The sequence below is a fragment of the Ruegeria sp. BG8 genome (genome assembly GCF_056538325.1).
Window position 1 is genome coordinate 1 of sequence record NZ_JBQFSZ010000017.1, and the last position, 20395, is coordinate 20395.

General features: G+C 55.2%; 15 protein-coding genes and 1 tRNA gene. 14 read left to right on the forward strand and 2 right to left on the reverse strand.

The genetic code is table 11. The features are described from left to right. Positions 1-640: 640 nt before the first annotated feature. The 7 genes from ACR0DG_RS20830 to ACR0DG_RS20860 all read left to right on the forward strand — a co-directional run bounded on the left by ACR0DG_RS20830 (position 641) and on the right by ACR0DG_RS20860 (position 8329). Complete coding sequence (locus ACR0DG_RS20830; protein ID WP_480700399.1) at positions 641-1546, forward strand: LysR substrate-binding domain-containing protein; 906 nt, start codon at positions 641-643, stop codon at positions 1544-1546. A 98-nt stretch (positions 1547-1644) separates the two neighbouring features. Next, positions 1645-2799, forward strand: coding sequence for an aromatic ring-hydroxylating oxygenase subunit alpha (locus ACR0DG_RS20835; protein ID WP_480700398.1), 1155 nt, complete (start codon positions 1645-1647; stop codon positions 2797-2799). Between the two features lie 48 nt (positions 2800-2847). Then, complete coding sequence (locus ACR0DG_RS20840; protein ID WP_480700397.1) at positions 2848-3087, forward strand: hypothetical protein; 240 nt, start codon at positions 2848-2850, stop codon at positions 3085-3087. A gap of 107 nt (positions 3088-3194) precedes the next feature. Continuing rightward, a complete protein-coding gene (locus ACR0DG_RS20845) occupies positions 3195-5615 on the forward strand; it encodes a GcvT family protein (protein WP_480700396.1) in 2421 nt (806 codons plus the stop codon). 104 nt (positions 5616-5719) lie between these two features. Then, positions 5720-7192 (forward strand): flavin-containing monooxygenase, encoded by a 1473-nt coding sequence (locus ACR0DG_RS20850; RefSeq protein WP_480700395.1) that lies wholly within the window; start codon positions 5720-5722, stop codon positions 7190-7192. A gap of 1 nt (position 7193) precedes the next feature. Continuing rightward, positions 7194-8168, forward strand: a complete 975-nt coding sequence (locus ACR0DG_RS20855) for an alpha/beta fold hydrolase (protein WP_480700394.1) — start codon at positions 7194-7196, stop codon at positions 8166-8168. A gap of 84 nt (positions 8169-8252) precedes the next feature. Beyond that, a tRNA-Met gene (locus tag ACR0DG_RS20860) sits at positions 8253-8329 on the forward strand. A gap of 511 nt (positions 8330-8840) precedes the next feature. Here ACR0DG_RS20860 and ACR0DG_RS20865 read toward each other — a convergent pair. After that, positions 8841-9446 carry an Arm DNA-binding domain-containing protein gene (locus ACR0DG_RS20865; RefSeq protein ID WP_480700393.1) on the reverse strand — a complete coding sequence of 202 codons (606 nt, stop codon included), beginning with the start codon at positions 9444-9446 and terminating at the stop codon, positions 8841-8843. Between the two features lie 705 nt (positions 9447-10151). Here ACR0DG_RS20865 and ACR0DG_RS20870 point away from each other — a divergent pair. The 3 genes from ACR0DG_RS20870 to ACR0DG_RS20880 all read left to right on the forward strand — a co-directional run bounded on the left by ACR0DG_RS20870 (position 10152) and on the right by ACR0DG_RS20880 (position 13152). Then, on the forward strand, positions 10152-11522 hold the full coding sequence (locus ACR0DG_RS20870) for a hypothetical protein (RefSeq protein ID WP_480700392.1): 1371 nt from the start codon (positions 10152-10154) through the stop codon (positions 11520-11522). Between the two features lie 9 nt (positions 11523-11531). Further along, positions 11532-12470, forward strand: a complete 939-nt coding sequence (locus tag ACR0DG_RS20875; RefSeq protein ID WP_480700391.1) for a PD-(D/E)XK nuclease family protein — start codon at positions 11532-11534, stop codon at positions 12468-12470. A 292-nt stretch (positions 12471-12762) separates the two neighbouring features. Beyond that, on the forward strand, positions 12763-13152 hold the full coding sequence (locus ACR0DG_RS20880; RefSeq protein ID WP_480700390.1) for a hypothetical protein: 390 nt from the start codon (positions 12763-12765) through the stop codon (positions 13150-13152). Between the two features lie 766 nt (positions 13153-13918). Here ACR0DG_RS20880 and ACR0DG_RS20885 read toward each other — a convergent pair. Next, positions 13919-14746 (reverse strand): helix-turn-helix domain-containing protein, encoded by an 828-nt coding sequence (locus ACR0DG_RS20885; protein WP_480700389.1) that lies wholly within the window; start codon positions 14744-14746, stop codon positions 13919-13921. Between the two features lie 164 nt (positions 14747-14910). On the opposite strand from ACR0DG_RS20885, the gene ACR0DG_RS20890 reads away from it, so the two are divergent. The 4 genes from ACR0DG_RS20890 (at position 14911) to ACR0DG_RS20905 (ending at position 20393) form a co-directional block, all read left to right on the forward strand. Beyond that, positions 14911-16446, forward strand: a complete 1536-nt coding sequence (locus tag ACR0DG_RS20890) for an ABC transporter substrate-binding protein (protein WP_480700388.1) — start codon at positions 14911-14913, stop codon at positions 16444-16446. A 72-nt stretch (positions 16447-16518) separates the two neighbouring features. After that, on the forward strand, positions 16519-18564 hold the full coding sequence (locus tag ACR0DG_RS20895) for a CocE/NonD family hydrolase (protein WP_480700387.1): 2046 nt from the start codon (positions 16519-16521) through the stop codon (positions 18562-18564). Between the two features lie 24 nt (positions 18565-18588). After that, a complete protein-coding gene (locus ACR0DG_RS20900) occupies positions 18589-19524 on the forward strand; it encodes an ABC transporter permease (protein WP_480700386.1) in 936 nt (311 codons plus the stop codon). Then, positions 19524-20393, forward strand: coding sequence for an ABC transporter permease (locus ACR0DG_RS20905; RefSeq protein WP_480700385.1), 870 nt, complete (start codon positions 19524-19526; stop codon positions 20391-20393). The genes ACR0DG_RS20900 and ACR0DG_RS20905 overlap by 1 nt, the downstream gene beginning before the upstream one ends. Positions 20394-20395: the final 2 nt, after the last annotated feature.

Here is a 20395-nt window from a genome sequence, read left to right on the forward strand (position 1 = left end):
CAATAGGTACGCTGTTATTCTCATAAAAACCGCTATCCGCCGTCTTTATGTCCAAGTCCGTAAACGGCTCTTTTATCGACATAACTTCCTCCGTGTTGTCCGTCATTGGTTTTGGGGATCGCGTCGTATAGTTTCGCAAATCTCCCGGATTTCGTTTTCCCGCTCAGCTCGACACGCATTTTGTTTTGGTGTTTCGGGTACGAGATTGGGGTTAGTTGCCCTTTTCCCGTCAATCTGGTTTTTTCGCTGACTGACATGCATGGAGTTCAACACAAGCATCAATCAGAACGGGTTTCGCGCGAAATTCAAAAATTATCCTCAGCGCGTCTTGTGAATTCCCTTTCCGCCGTTTCCGGCTGCAGATGTCACCCGATTTTATTTCCAAGACATCTTGAATATTCCGTCAGTGTACGCCAGATGCCTGTCCGGACGCGACAATTGTTGGTGAACGTGACTATAGCGGCACCTGCGTTTCAATTTGGCCAGAACCGACAGATTGGTCGGTTTTGACGACATGTCCCCGAAACATGATCTCGTAAATACACCTAATAGCCGATGTGCCGCGATCTCCACTAAGAAAAATATTAACACCAAGGTGAAATGAGCTAATACGAACGGGTTGAAAGAATCCCAGGTCCTCATGTCCAGACGCCATTACAAGCTGCCCCCACTTACCACGCTCTCTGCCTTTGAAGCGGCCGCAAGGCATCTCAGCTTCAAGAATGCGGCTGAGGAACTCTCTGTTACGCCCGGCGCTGTGAGCCATCAGATCAAAGCGTTGGAGGGCGACCTCGAGACGGCCCTTTTCCAGCGTAAGCATCGAGGGGTGGATCTGACAGACGACGGCAAAGCCCTGTACGAAACGCTGTCTTCATCTTTTGCGCGGATTTCTAAAACTCTCGCAACAATCCGCGACCGGGCGTCGGTCGAAAAAGTAACGGTCGGTTCAACAACGGCAGTCGCCGCATTGTGGCTGTCACCGGCAGTTATTCGGTTCTGGCGTGAAATGCCCGAAGTCAATGTAGATCAGCTGTCACAGGATCGGCCTTTTCGCGACCGACCAGACTTGGACTTTTTCATCCGCTATGGGCGTGACAGCGATGCAACCCTGTCACACACGCCTTTGTTCCGTGACCACCTGGTTCCCGTCGCCAGCCCTGAGGTCGCACAAAGCCTGACCGGATCCAGCCTTCAACACCTCGCCACACAACGATTGATTCACCTGGAATCAGAAGACCGTACCTGGACGACATGGCCCGAATGGTTCCAGCAATTGGGCTTCGACGGCCCCATCCCGATCGAGTCGCGGGTAAACAGCTATTCGGTGGCGCTGCAACTGGCCCGAAAAGGCGCAGGGATCGCCTTGGGATGGCAGCGCCTGATCGAACCGATGCTGGAATCAGGCAAGCTGGTTACAATCGGCCCCCATCAATTGACCGCTCCCAACCAGTTTTATGTCGTCGGACGCCACGAAGATGAGCTGACCGAAAGCGCTCGCGCCCTTAAAAACTGGATCATTCAAGAGGTTCAGGACGGCTCGGTTTAGGTGAAGTCACTCAGTGATGAGGTTTTCTGATATTGAGGGTCGGGCGTTCCTTGCTCAATAGGGTCAAAACCATCCAGCAGCACCCTCAGGAGAGCCCGATGAACAAGCATAGCAAGCTGTCTTCCGTTCTTGCCGATTTGAATGTCGCAAACGGCCTGCCGAACGAACACTATGTTGACCCGGAAATTTTCAAGGAAGAACGGCAATCGGTGCTTTACGCCAACTGGTCGGGCATCGGCTTCGGTAAAGACGTTCCCGAAGTTGGCGACGCCAAGCCTGTCGACTTTCTGGGAATGCCTCTGCTGATCGTCCGCGACCGGGATGGCGAAGTGGGTGTGTTCCAAAACACCTGCCGTCACCGCGGGATGATTCTTGTGGACACGCCACGCAAGATTGGCGGAGCCATTCGCTGCCCCTATCACAGCTGGTGCTACAGCCTTAAGGGCGAACTGCGCGCGACTCCGCATGTGGGCGGCCCCGGCCACAACACACATGAAGACGTAGATCGCAACGATCTGGGTCTGGTTCGCGTCCGCTCGTTTGTTTGGCGTGACGTGATCTTTGTAAACGTGGACGGCAACGCCCCGGAATTTGAAGAAGCCCATGCGGCGCTGATGGAACGTTGGAAAGAGTTCGATCAGCCGGTCTATCACGGCGGCGAAGCGTCTTCGTTCAAGCTCGAGGTTAAAACCAACTGGAAGCTGGCCGTCGAAAACTATTGTGAAAGCTACCACCTGCCTTGGGTCCATCCGGGCCTGAACAGCTATTCACGACTGGAAGACCACTACAACATCGAAGCGCCCGGTCACTATTCCGGCCAAGGATCACTGGTTTACCGCCAATTGCAGGATCAGGACGGCGCCACTTTCGACGATTTTGAAGGTCTCAGCGACCAGTGGGACGAAGGTGCGGAATATGTTGCCCTCTACCCGAACGTTCTGTTGGGCGTTCAGCGCGATCACGCATTCGCAATCGTTCTCGAGCCCGTCGATCTGGAAAACACCGTCGAACATATCGAGCTGTACTATGCCAAGAGTGTAAAAGACACGCCGCAGCACGACGGTCTGCGCGCCTCGAACGCACAGCTTTGGAAGACAGTGTTCGAAGAGGACGTATTCGTCGTTGAAGGCATGCAGAAAGGCCGCCACGGCGTTCTGTTCGATGGTGGACGTTTCTCGCCTGCAATGGACGGCCCCACGCACAATTTCCATCACTGGGTCGCAACCCAAATTGAAAACGGTCGGGCAGTCTAAATTTGCGGGCCGACGGGTGTAAGCCGGTCGGCCCAGAACGGAGCTACGATGGATACCAATAACCTGGACCGCCTGCTGCTTGACGCGCATGATCGCAATGATCACGCGGCCATGATCCAGTACTACACCATGGCCGCGGACCAACGCGAAGCAGAACAGGACGTCGACGCTGCTTGTTTCTACCTGACCCACGCCTTTGTCTTCGCTCTGGAAACTGGCGCGCAAGAAGCCCACGGGCTGAACGCGCGCTTAGTCGAGCATGGGCGCGCGCACAGGCTGGAATTCTGAGATCGGCCTCGGCTCACCCCTTCAACCCAACATGAAATCAATGCTCGTTACCCGCGCATGAAAGTTGACGACTGCGGCGACGAGCTCAACTTTGAAACGGCAGGCTCATGAAAACGAATGCACAAGCAGTGGTGATCGGCGGAGGGGTGATCGGATGTTCGATCCTCTATCACCTGACCAAATTGGGATGGTCCGACGTCGTGCTGCTGGAACGGGACGAGTTGACCTCGGGCTCGACTTGGCACGCGGCGGCAAACATCCACGGGCTGCATGACAGCACCAATATCAGCCGCATCCAGCACTATACGATGAACCTGTATAACTCGCTGGAGGAGGAAACCGGCCAAAGCTGTGGCGTGTTCCAGCCCGGCTCGCTGTATCTGGCGCAGACCGAAGAGCGCGAGCATCAGCTCAAGCTGCAGGCGGCCAAGGCCAAGCTTTACGGCATGAACTTCTATGAGATCAGCATTGAAGAGGCGCAAAAGCTGAACCCGCTGGTTAATTATGAGGGCATCCGTTGCGTGATGTTCGAACCCGATGGCGGCAATGTGGACCCCTCGGGCGTGACCAACGCCTATGCGGTTGGTGCGCGCCAGCGTGGCGCGGAAATCCACCGCTTTACCCCCGTCACCGCGACCGAGCAGCAGGAAGATGGCACCTGGATCGTCAAGACCCCCAAGGGCGACATCAAAACCCCTTGGGTGGTGAATGCCGCGGGTCTTTGGGGTCGTGAGGTCGCGAAACTGGCCGGGATCGAACTGCCGCTGCAACCGACCGAGCACCAGTATTTCGTGACCGAAGCCATGTCGGATGTTCAAGCACATGGCACGCGTTTGCCCTCAGTCTCGGACCGCGATGGCGAATACTACCTGCGCCAGGAAGGCAACGGTCTGCTGGTCGGCGCCTATGAGAAAGACATGAAGTTCTGGGCCGAGGAAGGCACGCCGCTGGACTTTGCCCATGACCTGTTCCCCGACGATCTGGAGCGGATCGAAGAGAACATGATGAACGCCATCGAACGTCTGCCCGCCGTGGGTGAGGCCGGGATCAAGCGCGTCATCAACGGCCCGATGATCTGGTCGCCCGATTCCAACGTGCTGATGGGTCCGGTGCCCGAGGTGGATGGCTATTTCTGCTGCAACGGCATCATCCCCGGCTTCTCGCAATCGGGCGGCATGGGCCTGATGGCAGCGCAGTGGATCATCGAAGGCGAAACCGAGTATGACATGTTCGCCTGGGACATGGCGCGTTTCGACACATGGGCCACGAAAGAGTTCACCAAAGCCAAGGTGCAGGACCAATACGCCCACCGCTTTGCGATCCACTTCCCGAACGAGGAACGCAGCGCAGGCCGACCCGCCCGTGTGCGCCCGATCTATGAAACCCAGAAAGCCATGGGCGCGGTGTTCGGCCTGAACGTCGGCTGGGAACACCCGCTGTGGTTCGCGGATGAGCCGGGCACCGTGGATACCAACGGTTTCACCCGCCAGAACTGGTGGGGGCCTGTGGGTGAGGAATGCAAGATGCTGCGCGAGCGTGCGGGCATCATCGATATCTCGAACTTTGCCAAATACATCTGCAAAGGCCCCGGCGCTGCGGATTGGCTGAATGCGGTCTTTGCCAACAACATGCCCAAGGCGGTTGGCCGGTCCTGCCTGACTCCGCTGATCTCAAAACGCGGTGGCATTGCCGGGGACTTCACCGTCACCCGAGTGGCCGAGGATGAGTTCTGGATCATCGGGTCCGGCATGGCCGAGCGCTATCACAAGCGTTTCTTCAAGCAGGTTCCGCTGCCCGAAGGGACTACATTCGAAAGTCACACCGAGGCGATGTGCGGCTTTAACGTCGCGGGTCCCAAATCGCGCGAAATCCTGCAGCGCCTGACCAACACGTCACTGGCAACCGAGGACTTCCCGTTCATGCGGTCGGCCAGGATCGAACTGGCGGGGGTCGAGGTTCTAGCCCTGCGCGTCTCATTCACCGGCGATCTGGGCTGGGAGCTGCATTGCAAGACCGAAGATCAAGCACGGCTTTATGAGGCGTTGCTGGAAGCGGGCAAAGAGTTCGACGCAGGCCCTGTCGGCAGCCGCGCGTTGATGTCGATGCGGGTGGAAAAAGGCTATGGCTCGTGGAGCCGCGAATACAGCCCCGAATACTGGCCGCATGAGGTCGGGCTGGACCGTCTATGCAAGTTCGACAAAGACTTCCTGAACAAGGAAGCCGCGCAGAAGGTGCTGGACACGCCCGCCCGCGAACAGCTGGTTCTGCTGCATCTGGATGAGGCCGACGTGACCGCATCCAACGCGGACGCAACCGGTGGCGAGCCGATCTTTAAAGACGGCGAAGGCATCGGTCGTGTAACGTCGGGCACCTATGGCTACACGGTCGGCATGTCGCTGGCGCTTGGGTATGTCAAAAACGCCCAGCCCGGCGATGAGGTAGAGGTGATGGTGCTGGGCCGCCCGCACAAGGCCACTATCCTGCACGAGCCTCCGTTCGATGCAAAAGGTGAAAAACTGCGCGCCTGATCAAACCGTGATCAGCCGCTGACCTAACGAGACCCTATCCACGCGCCCCGCCCTGCCTATATCCTGAAGCAACCATCTGGATCGCTTTGGGAGGGGCGGGGCGCTTGGAACATAAAACGGATATGCTGATCGTCGGTGCCGGGTTCTCGGGGCTGATCATGGCGATCGAGGCGCGAAAGCGCGGGATCAAAGATATCACGATCCTTGAGAAAGCGGCCGATATCGGCGGGACCTGGCGCGAAAACACCTATCCTGGTGTAGCCTGCGATGTACCCTCGCATCTGTACTCCATGGCGACCCACCTGAACCCCAATTGGAGCCGCGCCTACGCTGGCGGGGCCGAGATTCAGGCTTATCTGAAGAAAATCGCGCAAGACGAAGGTCTGTATGACCTGTGCCGGTTTCACCAGCAGCTCAAATCGGCGCGCTGGGACGGCAATCGCTGGCGGGTTGAAACGCAGGACGGTCAAACCTGGTCAGCACGGTTTTTTGTTTCGGCAATTGGCGCGCTGCACGTACCCAACATTCCCGACATACCCGGCGCCGACAGCTTTCCCGGACCCAGCTTTCACTCCGCGGAATGGAACCATGATGCTGCACTGGCCGGCAAGCGTATCGCGGTGATCGGGACAGGTGCCTCAGCCGTACAATTCGTCCCCGAGATCGCCAGAATGGCCGCGCAAGTCACAATCTATCAGCGCAGCGCGCCATACGTCTTGCCGCGCCCCGACGGCCCCATCGCGCCTTGGGTGCGCCGGATGTACCAGCGGTTTCCAATTCTGCCAAAGCTGCGGCGTAAACTGATCTACATGGTCTTTGAATACCGCCACAGGGTCTTTCGCCGCGAACAGGGTGCCGTGAACTTCGCCATGAAAATGTGGCGCACAGCCTTTGAAAAAGCGATTACCGACCCTGCAGAGCGTGAGAAGCTGACACCTGATTATCAGATCGGCTGCAAACGCATACTCAGCTCGAACGATTGGTACCCGACCCTTGCCCGGGACAATGTCGAGGTGATACCGCATCGCGTGACCTCAATCGAAGGCGACCAGATCACTGCGGCTGACGGCGCACAAAGGCAAGCCGATATCCTGATCTGGGGAACGGGTTTTCATGTGACCGATATGGTCGATTATCTCGATATCACGGGGACCGATGGACAAACCCTGCGCTCGGCGTGGGCCGACGGGATGCAGGCCAATCTGGGAACTGCTATCGCGGGCTTTCCAAACTTCTTTATTCTTCTGGGGCCACATACCGGTTTGGGTCACAACTCGGTCGTGTTGATGATCGAAGCGCAGGTACGTCATATCGGCCGCGTTCTGGATGAAATGCGCAACACAGGATTGCAGATCGTTACACCAGATCCCACGCAGCAGGACGCGTTCGAAAAAGAAATGCAGGATCGGCATAGCGACAGTATCTGGCAATCCGGCGGTTGCACCTCGTGGTATCAGGATGCCGAAGGACGGAACACGACGCTTTGGCCGGGCACCGTTTCCGAGTATGAAAAACGCATGGCGAAATCCGGGTTGGAACATTACCTGACAACCCCGGCTCAAGGCGGAGGCGAATGACATGACGACCTTTCTGATTATTGTCCTGCTGGTTGCTACGTTCTTTCTGGGCATGCACCTTTGGACCCGCAAGCTGACGGCGGAAGGTCTTTCGCGGGTGCCTCAGCTGGGCCAGATTGTTCCGGTTAGCGGTGGCAGCATCCATTACGTGGAAAAAGGTGACCCAGCCAAACAAACCCTTGTGTTGATCCACGGTTTGACCGGGCAATTGCAGCATTACACCTACGCGCTCATGGATATGCTGGCAGAGGATTACCATGTGATCGCCGTAGACCGCCCCGGTTGCGGCTATTCAACCCGTGACAGCGCGGATTTGGGCGCATTGTCCGAACAGGGCCGCATGATCCAGGAGTTTCTGGAGTCCAAAGACGTAACGGATGCCATCCTGGTGGGCCATTCACTGGGCGGAGCGGTCTCGCTGGCCATGGCTCTGGACTACCCCGACAAAACCAAAGCCCTGGCTTTGCTGGCCCCTCTGACTCAAGTCATCCCAGAGCCACCCCCTGTCTTCAAACCCTTGGAAATTCGCACCGAATGGCTGCGAAACTTTATCGGCCACACCATTGCCGTGCCGATGGCCGCAAAAACCGCCCCTCATGCACTCAGCACCGTGTTCGCACCCGAGCCCGCGCCAGAAGACTTTTTGGATCGCGCCGGAGGTGCATTGGGTTTGCGACCATCTGCGTTCATCACGGCCTCTCAAGACGTTCTGGGGATAGAAAGCAGTATGGAATCCCAGGTCGCGCGGTATTCTGACCTGAAAGTTCCCGGGGGTATCCTGTTCGGAGAGAAGGACGCCTTGCTATCACCGTCAACGCACGGGGATCCGATGGCGAAGTATGGGTTGTTTCATGAGCAACTCGAAGGGTTGGGACATATGATACTGATCACCGAACCCGAAGCTTGCGCGACTTTCATCCACCGGGTCATCAAGGGCGTCGACGAACAGAGCAAAGACACCGGCCAGACGGGGTGATGTCGTGCCAAAAAGAATCCGGTCCAGAGGATCATTTCCCTCTTGACCCTATCCGGCCCCTCCCGTAAATCGCCTCTCACTCGTGGCGGAGTAGCTCAGTTGGTTAGAGCAGCGGAATCATAATCCGCGTGTCGGGGGTTCAAGTCCCTCCTCCGCTACCAAAACCCCCCTGATAAATCAGATGGATGCGCGAAAACCGCACCGCTCGCATGCACTCCAAATGTGCTTTGGGTGACGTTTTGGGTAACAGAAGACGGATTTGGACCCGCGAATAGAGCTGGGATTCGCTTAACGGGCGCGAAGCAGTCATTCGCTGCAGACACGATGCAAACACGGCGTACTTGAGTAAGCTGGCATTTGTTGTGCGCCTTTCTTGGATGTTCTGGCTGTTCGCTAGTCCTGCACCACGCTAACGAACTTCGAAAAAGGGCCGTTGGAGGGTTGGCACTCTACTATATGTTGTGCGAGAATGTGGAAAATATTCGAGATAGATTTTCCAGTGCCAGAAGAAGTTTCGTTCAAGATAGTATATAATCCGGAACAAGCACTGCTCGACGTGATTTTCGTTCATGGGCTGACCGGTGACCCGGAAAAGACCTGGACTTCGAAACAAGGCTACTGGCCAGACTGGATGGCAGAAGATCACCCAGACATCCGTGTGTGCACGTTTGGTTATCCGGCCAGCAAGCTCAAAAAATGGATCAAAAAGGAACTCGATATCTTTGAGCTCGCCAAACTGGCAACGGAATTTCTATGTGGCAACGGCGTTTGCAAAAGACCTGTCATCTTTGTCGCGCACAGCCTTGGCGGAATCATCACAAAGCTGGTACCGTTGGCAACGATCTCATCAAGTATGCAAACAACATCACTACGTTTGATTTCACCTAAAGGTTTATCGAAAAGCGACGGCCATTTTTGATTGAGCAGACGCTCCTGCTCTTTCCAACCCCGATTACGTGGCTTGGCCCATAGTTCGACGAATTGTGGAACGGCGTCACCAAGTGTTGTCGGCTTTGTGTCCGGCGTCACTCCGAGTTGTGCATCACGCAGCATCTCTTTGGCGCGGTCGCGGGCGTCGGACAAAGGTACCGTAGGATATGTGCCGATTTTGGTGCGCCGGATACGACCATCGATGCGCGGCGAACAGAACCACGTCTTACGTCCTGTCGTAGACACGCGAAGCCCAAACCCTGGAAGTGTCAAATCATAGACTTCCAAGCGTTTCGGGCCCGGCGCAGTGACGGTATCAACGTAGCGGGATGTGAGCTTCTTTTTCATATAAGATATATAATCTGACAGTCAGGCGATCTCACGGGTGACAGTCAGAATTATCTCAATAAATCAGATGTTTGTCATCGCCGCAGATGTGGCTGGATGTGGCGATATGTGGCCGGTTGTCAAGGTGACGACGTTCACTGTGAGCCAGCGCCGCGGTCATCTGAGTCTGAAACAGGGCCGGCTTGATTCTCAGGATTGGAGGCACGTACGGCGGTATCTGTGACGTCTTGGACCATGTACGTCGAGTCGTTCCGGTTCAAAAAATTCCTATCAGTGCATTCTATTTATTCCGAATTTTAATACGCAAAGTTTCTTAATTAATTTGACGTAAATTCTGTTTTTGGGAATGCTTGGCCATGCCCTAGAGCCGATATTGGGTCGTGAAAGGAGAGGCGCTATGACCCAATCGATAAACTTGTCCCGTCATGCAGACCGCCGTTGTCGACAGCGCGGTGTACGGGCACACTCAGTTGGTATTCTCATGGAGCACTATGACAGGGACCACTTTGTTCGGGATGATTGTAGGCGGTTGAGCATCAGCCGCCATGGCATTGATCGCTTGCTCCAGAAAGGGTTTTCTCCCCAGGAAGTCGACCGCGTCCGGAACCTTGTCGCGATTTGGAGTGATCGCCACAGCAAGGTTGTCACGATCTATCACGAGCAGGTGCGTCGCAGAACGCGCAAACGTACAAATTGGAGGCAGTTATGAGCAACGTTGTTCATTTTTCGGGCGCGCAAGATAAACGGCGCGGTCACAACCAGCAAAAGCCGGAAATCAAGAAGGCTATATTCCTCAAAGATGCTTTAAAAGCGGGTGTCAATTTTGGCTGGGCCGATCAGCAGCGTGTGGCTCGTCGTTTCGACAAACTGCTGAAAGAACTAAAAAAAGAAAAAGCAATATCTCCGGCTGCTGTCGCGCGAGAAGTCGGTCTTGGTGGAAACAACAGTACGGATTCAAGCAAGCGCTTGTACACCTACCGGCTCCCGGAAAACGCAAGCGACAAGCGCAAGGCAGAAGTCGCCAAGAAGCCCGACAAATACTTTGAATTTGCTAAAGCGGTGGCAAACCTCTCCGGTGCGTCAGAGGAGAAGATACTTGCGCAGCTCTTCGAAAGCTGCAGTTTCGGATCGGTTGCCCCCCCTGTCCCAGACTGGGATACGGAGCGCTGGGAGAAGCTCGCTGAGCTCATTGAGGCAATGTCAGCCGCAGTTGTCTTTGATACTTCTCTCGAAACCTATTACCGCGATCTTAGGGAAACCCCCATCCGATATAACGTGGATGACGATAGCTTCGACACCGGTCCATACGAATCTGATACCTACGGAATTGAGCTTGGCCTTGTAGGTAACCCGATCTATCGGGGTGAAGCCCCGCCCGTTCCTTCCGTACGCATAGCGACTAAGCCAATTGCTGGGTCCTTCGCGGATGAAGTCGAGACCGAAAATGGTGAGAACTTTGCGATGACATTCGATGTCTACCTCGATGTTCACCTCGCCCTGGGACCGCTTGGTGGTGGCAAGAATATCGGTCCGCTTCTTGAATTCCGGTCCAGGTTTGTTGGTCACATCGATAACGATCCCGCAATTCGCGTAACCATTGAGAACCCTTTTCATGATGGGGCAGATCAATCACCGACGCTCGTTCTTGATGACGAGATCGTACAGCTGGTCAAATTTCCGAGTTTTCAGATGGTGTGTGATACCGCCGAATATCGAGCGGATACGGATCATGCATACTTCAATTGGTACGATGTTAGTCCCGCAGTTTTGAGAGAGGTCTTGAGCCTCTCCACAACCGGGATCGAAGTCTCGCCATCGGCCTGGAGCAATCTGGATCAACTAGATGAAATACCTTCTCGCTTCGCACAGTTTTCAGCCGCAGACAGCGTCTACAGAGCCCTTATGGACGGACGGCTTGAGGCGGCATTAAGTGAACAATGCACGGCTATCGCTCATGGTCTCTGGAGCTACAGGCAGACGCTACGAGAGCAAATTCAACTTGCCGAAAGTGTGGCGCGCGAGAATTGGCGCAGACCTGCGGCACACAACATTTCGAACAACAACAGTGAAGAGTGAGAGTTGATCATGAGCAGCGACGATTTTGGCCGCTACCTAGCTTCTGTGAGAGAACGGGATGTTGATCTTCTCCTTCTAGAAGAGTTTCATTGCTCGCAGGAATTCACAGCTTGGTTCTGCAGGGCGATGGGGTTTGGAAGCGCGGAGTTTGACGGAGCCTGGCATAGCGTCTCCGACGTCGATGGTGAAACGGATCTGCTTCTCAGAGTGCGCCAGCAGGAAACTCAAGTTGGTGTTCTCATCGAGAACAAGATTGGCGCTCCAGAGCAGGAAGCCCAAGACGTCCGATATCATCGCCGAGCGCAACGGTTGCGAGAGCAGGGAAAGATTGACGATTACGTCACCGCGATTATTGCGCCCGAACGCTATCTTTCAGGTGTGCCGGACAACCGAGAATACACCAAATCGCTGAGTTATGAGAAGATCGGAGGGTGGTTTCGGTCTCGCGTTGATCGCAGGTCTCTTTGGCGTGCGCAAATTATCCAAGAGGCCATAGAGCAGAACCGGCGCGCGTCAACAATGCTCGTCAACACGACACGAACCCAGTTCTTTGAAGACTATTGGCGTTTTCTTCGCGCCAATCATCCGAAGTTCGTTATGAACCGGCCTTCTCCAAAAGGCAGTAAATCCAACTGGGTAAAATTCAAAGGACACCACTTCCCAAAAGGCGTGCTACTTACGCATAAGATTGACCAATGGGTCATGGAGTTGGGTTTTTCGCGGACAGCGATAGAAGACCTCCAAAAGGCTATAGATGTGCTTCCAGAAAAAGCCATCACCGCTCAGCGAGGAGGGAGTGCAGTGATCCAAATCGATGTGCCTCAAATCGACACTGAGGCAGAATTCTCCCATCAAGTTGACGCCATCGAAGCGGCGATGCACGCAGCATATCATCTGTATCCTCTGGGGGACGTTCTGACGGCCAAGGGTAGCCCTATTCGAGACTGAAAGCTCAATAATGATGGGGCTTACTCGACTGGTGGATTCATTGCGCTGAGAACTTTCCTAGCTGATTAATATATAGATAAGGTTATCGCCGGAATTCCATCGATGGCGCTAAAAGAGCGCGACATTTCGCACGAATGCAGAGGATAGTCTGAAGAGTTCGTCCAATGGAGCGCAACCTTGATTGGTCGAAACAACGTTGAGGATGAACTGGGAGATTTCGCTACTGGGGAACGAATTCGCCTGAACAGTAATCGCTGAAATTCAGCCGCGCGAAACATTGGAGAGCTCTAATATGAATACCCAAAAACTAACTGCGACGTTTCCGGTGAAGAACCTTGAATCACTAATGAAGATGCGAACAAATGCGCTCGAGAAGATTGATGCGGAAGGTGAAAGCCTTGAAATTAAATCCTACATTTTAGCTCTCGACGAAGAGATTCTCCGACGTATCCCATTGGTCGAGGATGGGTGGACCCCTGGCAGGCAGCACGAGCCTCGCTTTTTCTTCAGTAGGGGCAAAAATATTGGCCTGGTCTGGCGAAAGGTTACACACACATACACTAACAGTGACGTCTACTGTGCGGAGCTATTCGGGAAGCCCGTTGAAGGAGAATTTCGGCACATAGATGAGGCACGTGCGGCAGTCGAAAAAGCATTTGCTTCTTTCCGAGCATCACAATGATTGAATTCATTCTAATCGCACTAGCCGTCACAGCGGTTCTAATATTTCTCTCTTGGAAACCTGTGCACGAGACGCTTCAGGCAATACTCGGCGTGTACGTTTTCGTATTTATTGTATTCAGTATCTCTCTGGTGATTTGGCTCGCACTGAAAGCGTAAAAGAATCAAGCAATAATCGTTATCGAAGCCACGGCAACTTAGGCTCTCGGCTCCCCGCGAATGGCAAGTTTGAGGACTGGATCAGCCTCGTCCGTTTGCCAGCGGTGTGTTGGGGTGTAAGCTGTCGTATCGCCCACACCGAAACCAAGGCGCATAAGGCGCAATATGGAAAGCTTCGGACAAGGCATGAGCGACGAGGCTCAAATAATGCCACCCAAATCTTAAATCTTTGAATTCCTCTATCCGCCTACAGAAATCCTCACGACGGATTCCGGCTGGACTTTTTGGAATCTAAATGCGGTCGTGAAAGCGACTGACATGCGGGCATGTGCGCCAAACCGGTCATTGAGCGGCGTTGCCGGTAACGGCAGGTACGCGGACTTTCTGGACCTATGCGGTTGCGGCTAGTGCTTGAGCAGAAAACCTTCGCGCTGGCAGCGAAGCGGTTGTGATAATGCGGCGGATTTTCACCAGATCGGTCATTCGATTGCGTTGAAACCGACCGAAGCTCAACCGAACGTTCGCTGTGCCTAGCCAAATCTCGCAAGAGGCGCATTTGACCGACTTGCACATACGAAGCCTGTACACAGCGATCTCAGCATTGGCCTTTAAGTCACATCACCCAGGGGCCGAAACGACGTTTCGTTGGCATGCATTTGGTTTGTAACCCTGTCTCTGACGTATTTCGGGATCTCGGACGAGTCCAACGTGAATGTCCCACAACCTGACAAGGCTGATCGCAGGTCGATTTCGCGGCCGAGAAAGCTGTAAATGATCCGGTAACAGGCGATGTCGCGCACGGAATCCGTTGCGATGCCCATCGTTAGACCCGAGAGGTATTTGGACGACTTCAGGTCAGCTGTGTAAACCACGGTTTGCCAAATTCGTTTGCCCGTGAATTTCTCTTTTTCGTAAATGAAAAGCCGCTCAGCGTTGTAAAGCGCCACACCTTCGTATTTGCCGACCTCCGCCGCGCCATCGTTGTTTTCGGGATATCGTTCGAAATTCTGCGTGAGAATGGCTCCGCGGCAATCGTAAATGTGGATAAGCGCTCGATTGATTCTATCTGGCATGTTGCCGATGATGAAATGCGAATAATAGTAGCCCAGATATGGTTTGATCTCGCGCTGCGACTGGGCGTTGCTGTGAACGCTGGATGAAATGAAATCCTGCGACGGCAAGTTCTGAACCACAGAAGGCGGGCGTAAGGCGATCAGCTCTCTGAACTCACTGGCTGGCATCAAGAGTTCGGTTTCCTCGACGCCGAAGAAGTCCGAAATCTTTCGGAAACTGCTTAGGGAAGGTGTGCTTTTGCCGGACAGGTATTTTGTGAATTGCTGACGGGAAATGCCCACGGCCCGGCACACATGGGATACCGAGGGACAATAGCCGCACAGCAGTTTGAGGTTCTCGGGTAACGGATCCTTCTCGGTCATCAGTCCTTCAAAGCGTCAATTTCTTGCACCTATAGTTTACAAGTGGCGTCAGTTTTGGGCAATGGTTTTGATTGTTTGGACGCATCGCAGTTTCTACCCTTTGTGACAATTCATCGCACGCCATGCCCAAATGGTGGTGCCAATCGTCAAAACAGGGGGAATTCATGTTACTATCTCTAAGATCAGATTTAATGCGGGCCGCATCGGTCTCGCTTGCGCTGTCGGCAGCAGCGGTGTCAGGCTCTGCGGTTTCCGCTGAAGAGCTAAAAGCCCAGGTCGAAGCCGATTTCGGACAGCTTGATCCGGCGTTTTGGCAAAGTGGTTCCGATCTAAACGTGATCCATGCGGTGTTTCCCAAGCTGATTGAGTTCAAGAACAGCGAAACTTGGGATTGGGAACTGTCTTCGGCCGAGAGCATCGAGCAGGTCGATGAGCTGACCATCAAGTTCACGCTGAAGCCGGGCCTGATGTGGACCAACGGTTATGGTGAAGTGACGGCGGAAGACGTGGAGTATTCCTTTGAGCGTTTCACGAACGAAGCATTGGCCGCGCCGAACGCGGGCGACTGGGCGCCGCTCAAGGATGTCGAAGTGGTCGACAAATACACGGGCATCATCCACCTCAATGAGCCGTTCGCGCCGGTCTGGTGGAGTACATTGCCGTATTCGGCCGGCTCGATCATCAGTAAGAAGGCGACCGAAGAACAGGGTGGCAAATTCACCACCGACCCCAAAGCCACCGCTGGACCGTACAAGATCGAACGCTGGGATCAAGGGCAGCGCACCGTTCTTGTAGCACATGACGGCTGGAACGGCACGGCACCGGCCTATGACCGAGTCGAGTTGATCCCGATCAACGATCCGAAGGCCGCAGAAGTGGCCTTTGAGGCCGGACAGGTCGACATTGCAGGCGTGGCGATCAGTTCCGTACCTGAATTGGAGGCCTCCTTGCCCGACAACGCGCAGCTCGAAGTGCGCCCGACGGCGGGGTATCTCTGGCTGGGTCTGAATGCAGAGAATCCGGCTTTGCAGGATCCAAAGGTGCGTGAGGCGATCAAGCTGGCGGTTGACGTGGAAACCGTGATCGAAGGGGCCTATTTTGGCATTCCTGATCGGTCGACGGGCCTTGTTGCCCCCGGTTTGGTGGGCCACCGCGACATTGAGATGTCAGGCCCCGATGTGGCGGCGGCGCAGGCTTTGATGGCCGAGGCCGGTGTCACATCCCTTGATCTTGAACTGGAGCATCAGAACTCAACCGATCTTCAGACCGCGGCGCTTATCATTCAGGCCAATCTGGCGGAAATCGGCGTCAACGTTCAGCTCAACACCCACGAAACCGGCACGTTCTGGAGCCTAGGGGACGAGAAGGGCGTGAACATGCAGATGACGCTGAAAGAATTCACCAGCCCACCGGATCCGGCATGGTCAACCCAATGGTTCCTGGAAGAGCAGGCCGGTGTCTGGAACTGGGAGTGGTTCAAGAGCGCCGAATTCGAGGAACTGCACTATGCCGCGATGGCCGAGGTTGATCTGGAAAAGCGGGCCGAGATGTATCACCAGATGCAAGACCTGATGGATGCGTCGCATTCATATATCTGGCTGATCCACCCACCTGTTTCCTTGATCCACGATACGTCGGTCACGCCTGGGCTCTATCCCAACGGTGACTACAAATTGCAGGATTTTGAGCCTGCGAACTGAGCGAACGATGAGTGTCCGGCGGGCAAATACGCCCGCCGGTCTTCTTTTTCCAGATTGGCCCGAGCGAACCCCATGAAACATGAAAGCCTGACGCCGGTAGAAGTGCGTGCATCCGATCTGCCATACGACGTTATCGACGAGGAAATCTATATCGCCGTCTCGGACGGAACACGGCTGGCGGCGCGTATCTGGCGGCCGGTCGCCGGCGACACCGAGGCCTTCCCGGCGATCCTGGAATACATTCCGTACCGCAAGCGAGACGGCACGCGGACGCGCGACGAGGAACAACACGGGTACCTGGCAGCCCATGGGTATGTCTGCGCCCGGGTTGATATGCGCGGATCGGGAGATTCCGAAGGCATCCAGATGGACGAATACCTGCCCATCGAACAGCAGGATGGTTTGGATGTGATCGACTGGTTGTCAAAGCAGAGCTGGAGCAATGGCAATGTCGGGATGTTTGGCCTGTCTTGGGGGGGCATCACCTCGTTACAGATGGCAAGTCATCGTCCGCCCGCGTTGAAGGCGATCGTGCCAGTTGGCGCCTCGGACGATCGCTATTACGACGATGGCTGTTATTTTGTCGGCGGTCTCGCAGGCGAAGCTGTTGGCTGGGGCGGTGTGATGTTTGCCTTTAACGGGCGTCCGCCTGATCCGGTACTTTATGGCGACGGCTGGCGTGATGCCTGGATGGAGCGCCTGTCCGAGCCGCCGCTTTTCATGAAAACTTGGTTGGAGCATCAACAGCGCGACGACTATTGGCTGCAAGGCACGGTCTGCACGGACTATTCGCGGATCGACATACCCGTCTATGCAGTCTCGGGCTGGACTGATTGCTGGCCTAATACGGTCATGCGGCTGATGAAAAACCTCGGCTGTACTCGCAAGGGGTTGATCGGGCCATGGTCGCATCTGTTCCCGGATCGAGCGCTGCCGGGGCCCGGCGTGAACTTTTTGGACGAAATGCTGCGCTGGTTCGATCGCTGGCTTAAAGGGATAGAGAATGGCATCGAAGATGAACCGATGCTAACACTCTACAGGCAGGAAAATGTCTCGCCTGATCCGCGCCACGACTGGCGCGACGGGGTCTGGCTAGATGCTGCCAGCTGGCCGGATGCCAGCCTAAGATTTCGCGATCTCTATCTGTCATCCGACGGCATCTCCGACAGCCCAGAAGATGGGCAGATATCAATCAATGCGCCACAGTCCCTTGGCATGATGAGCGGCGATTACATGCCCCTTGATGCGGATACACGCAAAGCCCAGATGCCTTGTGAACAGCGCAACGAAGATGCCGGTTCTTTGTGCTTCGACATGCCAGTCGAGGACGTGCCTTTCGATATCGTCGGAACCTGTGTGGCCGAGTTTGAGGTCAGCACCGATGCGGGCAACGGCTTGCTGGCTGTACGGCTTTGCGATGTGGCGCCGGATGGCTCATCCACGCTGATCACCTATGGGATCATGAACATTGCGCAACGCGACGGCCGCGAAGTTCAGGCCGATGTTCAGCCTGGCACTCTGTATCACGTGTCACTGGAACTGAATGATATCGCGCATCGCATCGTGCCGGGACATACGCTGCGCGTTGCCGTGTCTAACGCCATGTTCCCGATGGCCTGGCCGGTGGCCGAGAACCACACGCTCACGCTTAATCTGAGTAACTGCAAGCTGCGTGTTCCAAATGCGCAACTGGCTGCGAGCGATGCATCACGTGTTGTCTTTAAACCGCCGCGCATTGCGCAGGCCGCTGCTGTGGACGTGCTGGAACCAGGCGCACCCAGACGAACCATCGAGGAAAACTTGAGCACGGGAAAACGTGCCCTGACGATCCGCGAAGATTTTGGGAAATATTACCTCAGCAGTGCCGACGTCACCGTGTCGGGCTTTACGCAGGATCGTTTTGAGATCGATGATAACGACGTCACGGCCGCCCGAGCCGAATACGATTTCCGTATGGGCTATACCCGCGACGGATGGGATGTCGCCACGACGGGGCACATGGTTATGACCTGTGACGCGCAGGCCTTTTATCTGCGGGGCGAACTGCGCGCCTTTGAAAATGATCAGGAAATCTATCGCCGTGACTGGGATGAACGCATTCCGCGGAAAGGGTTTTAGCGTGACACATGTGAGGGCAATTCGATGATCGGCTATGCGATCCAACGTATCCTAATTGCAATCCTGATTATCCTTCTGGCCGTCACGACTCTCTTTGTGATGATCCAATTCGTGCCGGGCGATCCGGCCAACGTAATGCTGGGGCCGCGCGCCACTCCTGAGTTGAAAGAAGCCTTGCGCGAACGGCTGCATCTGAATGATCCGTTTATCGTGCAGGTCTATCACTTCTTCATCGGAGTCATGCGAGGCGATCTGGGGGTCGATCTGACGTCGAACCGTCCCGTCTTGAGTATCCTGATTGAGCAGGTGCCCTATACCGCCTCATTGGTGCTTTCCGTCCTGATGTTTGCGCTTATTGGCATCCCCATCGGCACGTATGCCGCTGTGCATCGCGACGGGCCGTTCGATCAAGTCAGCGGCGTGGTGTCAGTTTCCCTGATTGCAATTCCGCCCATCGTGATCGGGCTCTACCTGATCCTGATCTTTTCGGTGCAACTGAAAATGCTACCTGCCATCGGCGCCGGTGAAGGCGCTGGAGAAATCGTCCTGCACCTGATCTTGCCGACATTGGCCATCGGCCTGACCTGGGTCGGATATGTGTCGCGGCTTGTCCGGGCATCGGTGATCGAGGTTCTGGGGCAGAACCATGTCAAGACGGCACGCGCCTTTGGCATCCCGAACCGTCGGGTCATGCGGGCCTATGTGCTGCGTGTCGCCCTTCCGGCCACCGTGACGGTTTTAGGGGTCAGTATCGGCTTTATCCTGTCCAGCGCAGTGATTGTCGAAATCCTCTTTGCCCGACCTGGCATCGGTAAGCTGATGTATGACGCAGTGATCAGCCGGAACTATCCGGTGGTGATGGGCACGGTGCTGGCTAGTACCCTTTTTATCGTCACCGCTACGACTATTTCCGATCTTCTGAATGTGATCCTTGATCCACGCTCAAGGGAGACAAGTTGATGGCACTAGGAACCAGTACACTCAGCCGCAGGGCCCGCGTCACCAACTTGCTGAGCACCCTGTGCAGTACGCCACTTGGCGCCATCAGCGTCATCATTGTTCTGACGTTTTTTGCTATCGGTCTGACGGCGGATTTCATCGCGCCTTATGATCCGGTGAAACTTGATATCCGCGCCAAGCTGCAAGGACCGTCGGCAGAGCATTGGCTGGGGACCGACCAACTTGGGCGTGATGTGCTGTCGCGCTTGCTGGTCGGAACCAAGGTGGCGTGTTTTCTGGCTGTCACCTCGGTGTCGATTGCCCTTCTTATCGGCATTGTCCTTGGCATGCTGGCCGCCTTCACCAATCGCTGGGTCGACTGGTCCATGCTGTTGGTCTTTGACACGGTGCGTTCTTTTCCAACCATCATGTTCGCCCTGACTGTGGTGGCGCTCTTTGGGCCCAGCGTGAATTCGATCATCGCGATTGTGGTGATCTCGACCTTCCCATCCTATGCCAGACTTGTGCGCACACAGGTCTTGTCTTTACGGAATGCTGAATTTATCGAGGCGCAACGTGCGATGGGGACAAGTCTCACGCGCATTCTGCTACGTCATATGCTGCCAAACGTGATCGGTCCGGTGATGATCGTTGCAAGTATGGACATTCCGTTGGTCATCGGAGTGGAAGCCGGGCTGAGCTTTCTCGGCCTTGGGGTTCGTCCGCCGACGCCCAGTTGGGGCACCATCCTTAATGATGGGTTTTCCTTCATCCGCAACACGCCCTGGATCGTGATCGCCGGTGGTCTGCCACTGATCCTGACGACAGTAGCCTTCACCGCATTGGGTGAACGGTTGCGCGATATCCTTGACCCGAAACTGCGCAAATAGGT